Origin of the sequence: Veillonella sp. ICM51a, assembly GCF_000524355.1 — a bacterium.
In the GTDB taxonomy this organism is placed as follows: Bacteria; Bacillota; Negativicutes; order Veillonellales; family Veillonellaceae; genus Veillonella; species Veillonella atypica.
In genome coordinates this window covers 1-13,367 of the sequence record NZ_JAPX01000050.1, presented here as the reverse complement: position 1 = coordinate 13,367, position 13,367 = coordinate 1, and the positions used below count along the sequence as shown (strand labels likewise).

The following is a 13,367-nucleotide window of genomic DNA, read 5'->3' as shown; positions in this document are numbered from 1 at the left end:
AATTGTTACATACATATAGGAGGTATGCAATAACCCATACCCCCTATATGTATATTATTCCATATTATATATAATGTTCAATCGTCCATCCGGTAAGGTCTGAACCATGGCAGATACACCGTAAATATGGCGTATAGTGTCTGACGACAAAACGTCTTGAGGTGTGCCACTACATACAATATGACCATCTTTTAATGCAATAATGCGGTCACAATAAATAGCTGCCAAATTTAAATCATGAATGGCAGACACAACTGTCGCATCTAATCGTTTGACAATAGTCATCAATTCAAGCTGATACTTAATATCTAAGTGGTTCGTAGGTTCATCTAACACTAAACATTCTGTACGTTGAGCAAGCGCACGAGCCAAGATAACACGTTGCTGCTCACCACCCGACAATGTATTAAAATTGCGACTTTCAAAATCACTAAGACCTACTTGGGCCAACGCATGACGTGCGATTTCATAGTCGTCAATTTGATCTCGGTCGAGCAAGCCCTTATAAGGGGAACGGCCCATGAGGACCATCTCAAGAACAGAGAAATCAAAGTTCACCGTACTATGCTGCGCTACTACGGCCATTTTTAAGGCCGTATCACGATGACTCAAATCACTCAGTTCTGTGCCGTCAAAGAAAATCTTGCCACCATTAGGTTGTAACACGCGGTATAAGCATTTTAAAAATGTACTTTTACCACTGCCATTAGGGCCTATAATCCCCACAAACTCCTTGTCTCGTATATCTAGTGAAATGTCGTGAAGAATAGCTTTTGAGCCAAAGGCGACTTGGATATCATTTGTTTGAATATTCATTATTCCCCTCCAAATCCATAATTCTTACGCACTAACATATACACAAAGGTTGGTGCACCGATGAGAGAAATGAGAATACCGATTGGTAACTCTGCATGAGGAATGATGCAGCGACAAAGGCCATCAGCGATAACGAGGAAAATACTACCACATAGCGCACTAAATGGAATTAATGTCCAGTGATTAGTACCGATTGTCATGCGCACAAGATGAGGAATCAAAAGACCTACAAAACCTATCATCCCTGCCGCGTACACCACAAAGCCGATGATAAGAGAGCTAATAATCAAATAGACTTGGCGATAGGTATGTAAATCACGACCTAATGTTATGGCTACTTCATCACCGAGAAGCATCATGTTGAGGATTCGGCTTTGAGACCAGAAGAAAATAATGCTTACAAGAACAACAACGGCAATAAAAGGCAACATATCCCATTTAGCACCTGCAAAACTCCCCATCAACCAATACGTAATCGTTTGGATGCCTTCCTTGTCGTCTGCCAAATAGACCACAAAGCTAGAGAAGGAACTACACACGGCGCTTAATGCTAAGCCACCTAAAATCAATTTCACTGAATTTGGTCGGCCCCCTAGATTAGAGATAAACAATACGCCAAAGGAAATCGCCATGGCCCCGATAAAGGCCATAACGCCCACGAAGTTTTCCCCAAACATCACGCCTATGCCAAATAAAATGGCTACCGTAGCACCGAGGGATGCACCTGAGGAAATCCCCAAAATATAAGGGTCCGCTAGGGGGTTCTTGACGATAGCTTGCATGATAACCCCAGATACGGCTAGGCCTGCTCCGATAATGGCAGCCATCAACAAGCGAGGCATTCTAAGTAGCCATATAATGGTCTGTTCTGGGCCATTCATAGGATCATCAATAGCTAATGGACTTGAAAATTGATTCATTACAATATTAAAAATTTGAGAAAGTGAAAACTGTACTGTACCAACAGAAAGTCCCCATAGAATGGCTACTGCTAGCACCCCTATGAGGACAAATCCGCCAGCAGTATATCCAATACGTTTTAGCATACTGCTCCTTTATTAATGAATTAAATCTGGTACCCCTTCTGGATAGAGGTTAGGGTATAACCCATGTGATACGATGTCGATACCATCGGATAAGCGAATACCTGGACTATATACAGCCAGCAATGGCAAGAAATAAACTCGTTTGTTGCGCAACGCATTAACACCTTGCAAGGCAGGTTGCTGTAATACATAGTTCATAATCGTATCCGCCTGGCTATATTCACCATCCGATACGATTAAGAAAATAACATCTGGGTTTTGTTCTACTACATCCTCCATACTAATGGACGGTGTATCCGTATCAATAACATCTGCATGAAGTGTATCCCCAATATTACCAGCTAAAGTTTTATGACCATATAAACGGAAATTTTTACCTTCCAACTCAACAAACAAAGCCTTTGGCGGTTTTTCATGCGCTGTTTGTGCAACCGTATAGTTTACCGATTGTTGCATGTCACTGATGAGTCGTTCTGCCTCTACATTACGATGAAAAATACGCCCCAAATCGCGTATATACTTATATTCCATATCCATAGTTAGCGCAGACTGTGCACCTAGTGAGGATTCTGCAATATATACATTAGCATTTCGCGGTTTCCAAAATGCAGGAGGACGCAATCCTTTATTCGTAAAGGTTGAGCGCCAGCCTACGAGCAAATCTGGTTTCATCATCAATACAGATTCCAAGTTAAAATATTGCATATCCTTGTACGGAATTTTATCATACGCTTCGCGATATTCTGGACGCACATACTTGCGATTTGGTATTCCCATACCCGCAACAATTCTATCGCCTTCGCCAAGAGCAATGATGGTTTCAATCGAATTCTGCCACATCGCCACAACACGCTCAGGTACCGCTGTGTACGTACTTTCAAAAGGCTCTCCACGACGAACATAGGACTCAATTGTCACTGGCGGCTGCAATTCGATATGAGGAGGCGTAGACTGCCCCCGTTCAACAGTTACCTGCTGAGGGCCACAGCCTACGCACAATAATAGACATAGTATTAATACGCTAAATCTAATCATTAGAATTTATATTTCGCCCCAATCATAAAGGAACGCGCTGGCATAGCCGCACTACCACGACCATTATAAGCACTATAACTAGTTTCATAAGCGCGGTTAAGTACGTTATTAACAACGATGTACGCCGTTAAATCCTTCGTTACATTATAATTTAGATTCCAGTCAACGATGAGGAATTGTCTATGAGTAAATGCATAATCACTATTGCCGGTGTACCAGTTAAATAACAATCCGGAGTAGAGCTTTTTATTATCATAGGATACATTCAAAGAGTAATGATTTTGCGGACGTAAGCTATTGATAGCCACGTTGATATCATCACTATTGTTATAACCCCAGTTTGGATCAAGCACCCAACCACCTTTAGATAGCCATTTGTCCTTCATGTGAGAATAGGACGCACTCATCGTAACATATTTGTTTAATTTGTGGTCTACAGTAATATTGAAAGATTGTTTATTTTCTTTCGCATTAACTGCTGTTTCTTCAAAGTCACCAGATGTAGCATTCCAAATTGGCAGCGTGGCAATAGCATTTTTCATATGTGTGTAATCGTAGTGAACAGCTACTGTGGTATTATTATTTTTACCAAAATTATGTTGTACGCCGAATGTGAAAGCATCACCTTTTTCATCTTGCAATGGAGTATTAAATACACCATCCACAGATGTATAATCACCTTGTTTTAATGGTCTCATGATATGAGTCCAACCTGCATACATGCTTGTGTTTTTATTAAATTTAATTTGACCATGTAAGCTAGGTGTTAAGGAGCTAATACTACCTTTACCTTGGGAATCACCACTGCCAGAACCTTGATAGCTACCATAATTTACATAGCGCAATGCTGGGGTTAATTCTACATTGTTGCCAATGTAAATCTTATCTTGCAAATATGCATACAATGTATTACGACGAACATCAGAAGATTTTAGAACCCCATTACGCAAAGACTTAGTGTTCAATTGAGAACGGCTATAATCAATATTAGCAATGATATCGTGTTTATCTAATTGACGTGTCCATTGAACCTCTACGCCATTCTTAATCTCTTTGTACCAACTTGTTGGGCTACCAGCCATACCACCTGTATCAGCAATCCATTGACGGAGTGCATCTTTATTATCTGGGAATGGAGCTAAATTAGCATCTACCCAAGCATTAAATTGCTCAACTGTTGTACCTGTTGGGAAGGCGGCTTCATAAGCGGCACGTGCAGCATCTGCTGTACCTCGCGTCCAAGCGTATTTATCGCGGCCTTCATAACGATGATCTAAGCGATACAATCTTACAAAGCTTTCCAATTGACCTTGGCGATCAAAGGTATATTTCAAATCTGTATCTAAGTTTTTAAACTTACTATAGGAGCCATAATTACCATCTAGAGCATATAGATTATGATATCCAGGATTTTTAGAGTCTCCATATAGCTTAGGGGCACTTGCTATTAATTGATGATTTGCATCAACTTGACCTACAGCAGCATTAAAGATAATGCGACGCCAATCTTCTTGGTTCCAATATTTACGGCTTGGTGTAGAAATAGGATATCCATCATAACCTTTTTTATAGTTTACAGAGAACTGCAAATTTTGCTTCTTATTAAAATCATGGTCAATTCGAGCATTAAAGCCTTCTTCTTTCCACTTAGAACCAGTAAGCGTAGCTACTTCACCAGTATCACCGTCTTTATATTTTGTGTCTTGAGACATAGTGCGCGTAGCTGTCACAAAATAACCAGTAGAAGCATTTTTACCAGCTGTCCCTTGAACTGTTAAGTTGTAGCTGTGTTTATTCCAGCTGCCTGTTGCTAAATCAACAGAGCCATTGAAATCGCCTTTACCACGGCGTGTAATGATATTAATAACACCGCCTGTCGCATCAGATCCATATTGAGAAGCACCAGGGCCTTTGACAACCTCAATTTTATCAATGGCATCCATATTCGTTACTTCATCAATATTAACGCCTGTAGACTTAGACCCTCTTTCAGAGCTATCACCCAAACGGCCAGATGTAATATTATCGATACGACGACCATCGACAAGTACTACTACTCGAGAATCACCATTGATGGACACACCATTGTTATAGAATTGGTATCCATACTCGCCACCACGGTAGCCAGGGTTTTGGAATGTAACGCCTGGTACGCGTTTAATCGCTTCTGTTACATCACGGTAATGACGCTTTTCAATTTCCTCACGGGTAATAACCTTTACGTCACCGCCTGTACGATAATAGGATTGCTCTGTAATGGTATTACCATACTCATCCTTTGCAGAGTCTGCAGTAACATTAATATTATGCACCTCATAACCTTTAAAATTTTCATCGTACGCATACGCTTGATATGTGCCTAGCGCTAATGTGACAGCAATTGCTGTGGATAAAAGATGACGTTTTTTCATAAAGCCTCCAAATACACACAAATAAATACATATATTAATAAACAGTAGCCTACACTAATAGCTACAATTTATTGACCCATTATACATTCACACATTTTGAGAGCTAACACATGTTAGCCATATATTACTTAATTCAGATTGTAGCTAACATTCACCTCAATCGTTACAGAATGTCCAGTGGTGTTCTCAATACCACCAGAACTAGAAACAAGGCTATATGCCGCATCATCTAGAATACTTGAACCACTACTGCCCGTCTTTGAAGCAGATACAAAATTACCATCACTATCAAAGGTAACATCAAAAGAAACAGTCCCTGTAATACCACGTCGTACCGCTTGTTGTGGCATAACTTTATTACTTTCTACACGTGCAATATAACCAGCACTGCTATAGGACCCTGAACCTTCCGTATCACTAGTCCCAGGATTGCCGCCCTGTGTACCAGGGCCGTCATTTGCTATTCCACCATTGCCAACGGGGCCACCACCCGGGCCTGTTGTATCACCATCGCCGGGAACACCTACAGGATTATCTGTATTCCCATGTAGATTTACACTAGCCGTTTCATTGCCACCTAGATAAGGGTTAAGATTTTGCAAGCCTGGTGTCGGTTTTCCCGATAAATCCGGTAATACACTACCCGACTTACCGCCCGCAGCATTTTCTTTATCATCAGAGACAATTTTCTCTTGCTCTTTCTTCTCCTGCTCAGGAGGTTCCGGCTGCACCATGTCAAGATTGATGACCAAATCTTTCTTTGGCGTTTCTGGTGGTTTTAAATGGCCGAACCAATCGCCTACAACACCCCAGTATGCTAAATTGACCACCAATGCAGCGATAAAAGGAATGCCATATCGTTTACTCACCATATGATCACTTCCGTTCTGTCGCTACGCTGACAAATCGAGCACCACTCATCTTTAGATTATCCAAAATGCTAATAACATCCTTATACGCAATATCTTCAGATGCACGGACGATAAAAGCCTGTTGTGGTTCCTTCGCAACGATGCCTTGAATTTCATTGCCCAAATCATCAGGTCTAATTTCACGTTCGTTCAAATACATCTTATGAGTAGCTGTGAGCGAAATCGTAATCGGCTCAATTGTTTTTGCCGTTGATGCAGAGGCCTTTGGCAAATTGAGCGGAATTTGTTCCTCTGTATTCATATATAACGTACTCATCATGAAAAATACGAGCAAGAAAAATACAATATCGATCATAGGTATAATCATGATGGTAGGTTCTTTTTGTATCCCTACTGAACTACGTTTCATCGTTGACTCCTAATATATAAATCCAAGATAGAACCTAAGCGTTGTTCCAATTTTGCAATATCATAATTTACTTTACTTGTGCACCAGCTATGGATAGCTAATGCTACGATGGCTACTGAAAGCCCTGTTGCCGTTGCAATCAACGCTTCGGATACACCACCAGTAATAACAGTAGGAGCACCGATATCACCACCAACAGCAGCAAAGGATCGAATCATGCCCACTACAGTACCCAATAGACCTAGCAATGGAGCCATAGTAACCATCATGCTGAGCCAGTTAAGACCGCGTTTTAAACGTTCATCCATATACCCTACTACATCGTGAAGGCGATTTTCCAAGCCTTCAAAATTATATACGGAATCTACAATTGGTGTTACAAATTGACTAAGCGCATCATCATTATTCTTAATCGCTTGTTCTAATGCAATCCAATCATTCGCATTACGACCTGCTTCAATACTAGACGACAATTGTTGAATTTCACTGTCAATGCGACGATACATACGAATTCGCTCAAATAAAATCGTACATGCTGCCAACATAAATAAAACTAGCGGATACATGACTACGCCACCCGCATTAAAAAGATGAATTGCATACTCCATAATAACCTCCTCAAACTTATAATTATAAATTTGTACTCTACTACGTATAAAACACAAATGCAATCTGTATTAATCGTTATATTACGATTAACACTAAGTTATTTTATTATTTCATAAACAAATACGTAGCACAATAAACCTATACCCTGTATAGGTATGCTATTTTACTCTATGTATTTTTATAATTACTAATTTCTCTATTGAATACATACATTTGTCTATTATATAAAAACACTAATAATTCTCATGCTAAAAATTATTTATCTGCTCTCAATACATATAAACAAAGCAGTCTATAGAAATGTTTTCTATAGACTGCCTATACAGATAATATCTAAATTCTTAGCATACTAAGAGGCTGAACATAACACCTCTATCAAGTACATATTTATTAATTCTATACAATTTTATGAATATTATTCATACCTGCATAACCATTCGTTTAAACTATCCTATGACACCGTTATATCATCATAATAAAACTTATGTATGTGCATCCTCTCGCTACGAAATAATGATACATAAACAATATCTTGCCTATCAATACACTATCTTGCATACACCACTTGAGCTATTGTATAAATACCTCGTCCAATATGGTAACTCTTGGCCAACAGGGTATCCGTAGACACGATGGCTACCTTTTTGTTTTTAATAGCTTTCAAATTTGCCAATACAGGGTCATTATAGTAATTGGCATAGATTGCATCGCGATTATAATCCGGTGCATGTATGTCCATCGGTACAATGATAATATCAGGGTCGGCCTTGATAAGGTCTGCCTTTGTACCAAAGTTAGATTGTTTCACTCCGCTCTTAGCAGCTGCATTATCTACGCCCACATAGGTGAGCATATCGGCGATCAAGGTTTTCGGTTTACCATATAATCCGTTTTCATTATACACAGCAACGGTCTGCTTTGGATCGTCGCGGTGTGCAAAACGAAGCGATTCTGTATCGCGGATGTAGTTCATCATCGTCGCTATGAGGCTGTCCGCCTTGCTTTCACGGCCTAGTAATTTACCTACATTGCGCGTCTGGTCCTCTACGTCCTTCACAGTCGCAGGCTCTCTTAATAATGCTACCTTAACGCCCTTTTCTCGCAATGGACTAACGAGTTCTATGGATTCAGCGCCATCTTCAATGATAACAATATCCGGCTTTAACGCCACAATAGCATTCACATCAGGCGCCACCCGTTGCTTAACGGTATTAGTCACTTGATACGGTGCTGCGGTAGTAGCCACTACGGAATCACCGGCCAGTTCGCTCACCAAATCCGCCACATTAGGCCCTACGGCGACGATACGCTCTGCCTTATGATCTAATGTAACCGTTGTGCTGGTTCCATCCACCATCATATAGTGCCCGTGAGAGCTTAATATGCCGAATAGGCCCCCACTTGTAAAGTTTTGCCAAGAACGGTACATACCAAAAGCTGCTACCACCAGCCCCACAATACAAATAGCCAAAACAATCATCAAACGACGTAATTGCATAAGCTATCCTCCTATGCTTTCAAAAAAATCTCATCATGCAATACACTGTAAACTAGCAGCAACAATATAAGACCTATATCGTTAATTAGCTGGCATACTTTGGTATTTTACATAATTCTTATACGACCAATCGCCATACAACCATTTCGACATCTGTTCCATTTCATAATACATCCACGACGAATAGCTCATGATGTGCATGTCATTAATAGGATACACATAGCCCTTTTTCACAGCTGTTATATTCTGCAAGTCCGGATCATGCATAATAGCATCTATATCCTGCTTATACTCAGGTTGTTTGACCGAATATATGGTAGGCACAAAAATAACATCAGGATTGATGCGAATCAAATCCGCTTTTGTGCCCATGTTTTCTTGCATGTTGAAAGTAGGATAGCTCGCCCGATAGTCCCAAACATCAGATAGAACATTAGGATCCTTACCGCTATCTTTGATTTTCAAGTTACCTGCACCATCAACGCCATGAATCATTTCAATCATATCCCGAAGTACACCAGAGCGATACACACCATGCGTGGGATTATACAAAGCAATCACCGGTTTCACATCATTTTTATGAGTCTCCACCTGTTTTTTGACATGCATAACAGAACTATTAATCGAAGATTCTGCACTTGTACTGTTAAATAGCTTAGCCACTTGCTTCGTATTAAGGGTTACATCCTTTAAACTATCTTTCAGAGTATAGATAAATACAGGGATACCGGCGGCACGCAACGATGCCACTAATCCCGGTGGCGTCGTTTCCGGTGCGATAACTACATCCGATTCATAGGCTTTTATAGACTCCACCGTAGGCTGCACACGCCCCTTTATCTCTGTACCAGAACTATACGGAGATCCATCGGTGGCCACAACATAAGGCTCACCAGCAGCCCCAACCAAGTCCACCGTTCCGGTTCCCAACGTAACGACGCGGCGCACATAATCCGGCACGACCATCTCTGTATGTTGACTATCTTGAATCTTTCGGTGATTCGCAGCCGTTAACATCCGACCTATCACGCCATGCCTCGGTATAACATCGCCTAACAACTCTGGCGCCATCCCAATAACTAAACCTATGGCAATACAAATGCCCATTACTATATACGGTAGTACAATCCATTTTATCTTCTTCATAAGCGGTCTCTCTCCATATATCACTTACGAGTCATACGATTTCTTTTGTAAACTACAACCAAAAGTATGTCACCATCGTATTATATTCTTATTTAAATGAGATCTTGTTTAATTATTTCTTACTAGCTTTTTTCTTGTTTGTTTTTGCTGCTTGTTTGCCTTTCGCAGGGCCTGCGGCTTTCACAAAGGAATTATTCAAATTGGTAGCTACCATAAGGGCCACATCAGCATTAGGAGTTGTGACAATAGAACGACCTGCCACGGTCACAGTAGGTCCATCATAAGATGCACCACCTAGCTGAATTTGACCATTATGATACAAGCGCGCCAATTTACCAGCCATGAAATAAGCTCGTTCTTCGCCCGTATAGCGACCGCTATTGGCAGGGCTATAGATATTCACGCCATTCACAAATACCGCGCCATTATCGACCGTAACGTGATTGCCAGAATACGTATACATGCGATCAATATTGTCCTTTACACGGCTGCTCGTCTTAGGATGATTGTTAGGGCTAAATACTTGGTTCAAACCTTCACGGTACAAATCACCATATTTATTACGAAGCACCGCCATAGATGCAGCGGCAGCCCCCACATTATATGGAGACTCGCTCAAGATCTTAAAGCCCAATTCGTCAGCCGCCTTTTCTTGGCCCATCGTGAATACTTGGTTCTCCATGTAATTACCAGCAATATTGGACAAAATAGCCGCATTACCGCCACCGCCAGCAGCAAGGCTCACCGCTGTAGATAAACCTACTTGCTTCTTGAGACCATTGACAATGTCCTTATGCTCGCCATGAGAAATTTCATGAGCCATAACATAAGCGAGCTCATCATCATCTAATAGATCCAAAGCGCCCTTGTTAACAGACATCACGCGACCAACCGTAGCGAACGCATTGAAATCATCACTAGGATTTGCGTACACCACATACGAACGCTTAACGCTAGGCGAAGCCTCTAAGGTCTTCATGATACGTTGCACTCGTGCTTGCGCCGCACTATCCTCTAAATAGCCAGTTTGTTTCTTTGCGCGAGCTAAGCTTTGTTCTTGGCCTTCCTTAGAATTATCCATTTTATTGAAAGCCGTGGATACATATGCATATGCCACTGCACCACCAATTAACGTTTCCGCAGCCCCTGCAGAAGCAGCCTCTACCGTTGTGGGTACTACGGCAACTGTTGTTAATGAAAGCCCCATCACGGCGGCTAGTACCAAAGATTTAATTTTCTTATTCATATTTGAACCTCTCATTGTCTCTCAAAATAAACGCGTTCTATTCTCTCGTTATCTCTCAAAATAAACGTGTGCTATTCTCTCATTATCTCACAACATAAATGCGCCATAGGAACACAAAGATTTCTAATAATTCAATTCATCGGCGAGTTCAATGGCCACCTTATCATCTTAAGCAATAGATTCCTAATTATTGGATTCACCAACAAGCTCAATAGCCACCTTACCATCTTTAGATACAGCGCCACCATGAGTATACCCAACAACATCAAATCCAGCTGCTGCGCATTGGCGAGCTATGCTTTCATAATTGTCATTCTTACCACGCGTACACGTTGAAAGATGAATAGTAGTAACGCCATTTTTCTTGAAAGAAGCCAATTTCTTCTCCAAATCGCCACCGCTATGGGTAAAACCAACTAGCTCAGTATCCTCATCTGCATAGCGCTCAAAAGAATCCACTTTATTCATATATGCCTTAAGACAACCACCGCAAGAACAACGTTGCATCGTGTCTTCGTTCACAAGAACTGCAATCTTCTTAGACATAAACCCTCCTTAGGTAACATACATAATATTATGCATATTATATCACACCAAATTGATAAAAATTATGAATACAGAAAATATAGAATATATATCATTAAAGTTTGTGCCCTTATGCTCATTAAATTATTGCGCTACAAAATGTAAAAGAAAAGAGTTATAGTTGAACTAATATATGCTATCGGTTTGAACCAATATATGCTATCATAATCATAATAAATATATCGTGACACATGGTTTTACAAAGAAAACTCAGAAAACACCAAGTCGAGAAATACAGCGAGCTAAAGTTATTAAAAAGGAATATGAGGAGGAGCAATATGCCAACAATAAAATTTGATGAATTTTTAGCAGAGCAACGGAAAAATCCTTCTTTTGAAAATGGCTTTTTAAAAGAAGATGCTAAATTAGAAAATGCAATTGCACTATTAAGAGCACGTGAGAATGCAGGGCTAAGCCAACGTGAATTAGCAGAACGTTCTGGTGTCCCACAGTCTACCATTGCTAGAATAGAACGTGGTTATAATACAAGTATTGATACACTTAGCAAAATCGCTTTCGCATTAAATAAGAGAGTGAAAATAAGTTTTATATAATAATAGCCCCTATCTTAATTAGTATGATAGGGGCTATCGTATTTATATTGCATTATATTGTAATACTATATCAAATCTTGTGAAATTAGAATTTCCAATGTGCGGAACCACCTACTGTAGCACCACGTTTTTTACCGAACCAACCTTCAAGATTGATACCAGCACTAAAGGCATCATTAGCAGTACCGTATGTATATCCAGTTTCTACAAGACCACTAGCACCACCAAGGGAAGGTGTCAACGTGCTCAAACCTTTTACAGTTGCATTAGCATCACCCAAGAATTCATATTCATAAGCAAGGCCAGCATACCAAGAGCTACCATGTGCTAAGTCTCTAGTCATACGGTATCCAAGGCGTGTACGTAAACTATTAACGCTATCGAATTTATAAGTTTCGCCTAAGCCAACGCCATTAAGAGTTGCACTAGCACCATTTTGGTGGTTATAGAATACTTTGGCATACATATTACCTTTATAATTATTGCGATAAGATTGTACCTTGCCAAATCCTACATGTGCACCATAGTATGCATTATGTGCATCATAAGAAGTATTTACTGTATGGCCAGCTACATTAACCAAATCATTGCTACGGTAATTATAGCTTGCACGACCACCACGGATGCTACCTTCTAAATATAAGCCTTTATCAAAGTTAGTTTTACCATATGCACCCAAACCGTAGTATTTAGCATGACCATCAGCACGGATACCAGAATCAAGATGAGTACTATAAGTACCCCAACCTGCTTCTACGAATGGACCCCAACTTATTCTGCCATAATCTTTAACAAATCCAAGTACTGCATGAGTACCATTAACTTTAGCATAAGAACCAGTTTCCATACGCATATGGTCATAATCTAAACCTGCCACAATATGGCTTGCTTCACCAGAATTACTATTGTTTGTGAAAGCTGCTTGCATAGTATCTTGACCATTATTAACAAAACCAGCAACAGCCGCACGTGTTTCCACAAAGGACTTAGTTTGTGGTAACACAACAACACCTGTGCCACCTGGTGTTACTGTGCCGCCTGGTGTTACTGTGCCGCCTGGGGTTACTGTGCCACCTGGTGTTACTGTGCCGCCTGGGGTTACTGTGCCACCTGGGGTTACTGTGCCGCCTGGGGTTACTG

Annotated in this window: 14 protein-coding genes; 2 read left to right on the top strand and 12 right to left on the bottom strand. The window is 40.6% G+C overall.

Annotation, left to right across the window (positions count from 1 at the left end; translation table 11 throughout):
- Positions 1 to 54: 54 nt before the first annotated feature.
- From HMPREF1504_RS09720 to HMPREF1504_RS09670, 11 genes are all read right to left on the bottom strand, one after another.
- Positions 55 to 816 (bottom strand): ABC transporter ATP-binding protein, encoded by a 762-nt coding sequence (locus HMPREF1504_RS09720; protein WP_005380044.1) that lies wholly within the window; start codon positions 814 to 816, stop codon positions 55 to 57.
- Positions 816 to 1,862, bottom strand: a complete 1,047-nt coding sequence (locus HMPREF1504_RS09715; RefSeq protein WP_005380070.1) for an iron ABC transporter permease — start codon at positions 1,860 to 1,862, stop codon at positions 816 to 818. The genes HMPREF1504_RS09720 and HMPREF1504_RS09715 overlap by 1 nt, the downstream gene beginning before the upstream one ends.
- Positions 1,863 to 1,874: 12 nt before the next feature.
- Complete coding sequence (locus tag HMPREF1504_RS09710) at positions 1,875 to 2,897, bottom strand: ABC transporter substrate-binding protein (RefSeq protein ID WP_038125258.1); 1,023 nt, start codon at positions 2,895 to 2,897, stop codon at positions 1,875 to 1,877.
- Positions 2,897 to 5,308 (bottom strand): TonB-dependent siderophore receptor, encoded by a 2,412-nt coding sequence (locus tag HMPREF1504_RS09705; protein WP_038125257.1) that lies wholly within the window; start codon positions 5,306 to 5,308, stop codon positions 2,897 to 2,899. Before HMPREF1504_RS09705 ends, HMPREF1504_RS09710 begins: the two co-directional genes overlap by 1 nt.
- Positions 5,309 to 5,436: 128 nt before the next feature.
- The gene (locus tag HMPREF1504_RS09700) at positions 5,437 to 6,180 is read right to left on the bottom strand and encodes a TonB family protein (RefSeq protein WP_005380058.1); all 744 of its coding nucleotides are present in this window, start codon (positions 6,178 to 6,180) and stop codon (positions 5,437 to 5,439) included.
- A gap of 4 nt (positions 6,181 to 6,184) precedes the next feature.
- Positions 6,185 to 6,589, bottom strand: coding sequence for a biopolymer transporter ExbD (locus HMPREF1504_RS09695; RefSeq protein ID WP_005376414.1), 405 nt, complete (start codon positions 6,587 to 6,589; stop codon positions 6,185 to 6,187).
- Complete coding sequence (locus HMPREF1504_RS09690) at positions 6,586 to 7,197, bottom strand: MotA/TolQ/ExbB proton channel family protein (RefSeq protein ID WP_005376405.1); 612 nt, start codon at positions 7,195 to 7,197, stop codon at positions 6,586 to 6,588. The genes HMPREF1504_RS09695 and HMPREF1504_RS09690 overlap by 4 nt, the downstream gene beginning before the upstream one ends.
- Before the next feature lie 548 nt (positions 7,198 to 7,745).
- A complete protein-coding gene (locus HMPREF1504_RS09685; RefSeq protein WP_005380073.1) occupies positions 7,746 to 8,696 on the bottom strand; it encodes an ABC transporter substrate-binding protein in 951 nt (316 codons plus the stop codon).
- A gap of 81 nt (positions 8,697 to 8,777) precedes the next feature.
- Positions 8,778 to 9,842, bottom strand: coding sequence for an ABC transporter substrate-binding protein (locus HMPREF1504_RS09680; RefSeq protein WP_038125256.1), 1,065 nt, complete (start codon positions 9,840 to 9,842; stop codon positions 8,778 to 8,780).
- A 112-nt stretch (positions 9,843 to 9,954) separates the two neighbouring features.
- Positions 9,955 to 11,088 carry a M48 family metallopeptidase gene (locus HMPREF1504_RS09675; RefSeq protein WP_038125255.1) on the bottom strand — a complete coding sequence of 378 codons (1,134 nt, stop codon included), beginning with the start codon at positions 11,086 to 11,088 and terminating at the stop codon, positions 9,955 to 9,957.
- 183 nt (positions 11,089 to 11,271) lie between these two features.
- Positions 11,272 to 11,634 carry a CGGC domain-containing protein gene (locus HMPREF1504_RS09670; RefSeq protein WP_005376431.1) on the bottom strand — a complete coding sequence of 121 codons (363 nt, stop codon included), beginning with the start codon at positions 11,632 to 11,634 and terminating at the stop codon, positions 11,272 to 11,274.
- Positions 11,635 to 11,827: 193 nt separating this feature from the next.
- Between HMPREF1504_RS09670 and HMPREF1504_RS10630 the strand changes: the two genes are divergently transcribed.
- Positions 11,828 to 11,971 (top strand): type II toxin-antitoxin system RelE/ParE family toxin, encoded by a 144-nt coding sequence (locus HMPREF1504_RS10630; protein ID WP_156919376.1) that lies wholly within the window; start codon positions 11,828 to 11,830, stop codon positions 11,969 to 11,971.
- Entirely contained in the window at positions 11,952 to 12,227 is a 276-nt protein-coding gene (locus HMPREF1504_RS09665; protein ID WP_038125254.1) for a helix-turn-helix domain-containing protein, read from the top strand. Before HMPREF1504_RS10630 ends, HMPREF1504_RS09665 begins: the two co-directional genes overlap by 20 nt.
- An 85-nt stretch (positions 12,228 to 12,312) precedes the next feature.
- Here HMPREF1504_RS09665 and HMPREF1504_RS09660 read toward each other — a convergent pair.
- On the bottom strand, positions 12,313 to 13,367 hold a 1,055-nt coding region (locus tag HMPREF1504_RS09660; RefSeq protein WP_038125253.1), incomplete at its 5' end, for an autotransporter outer membrane beta-barrel domain-containing protein.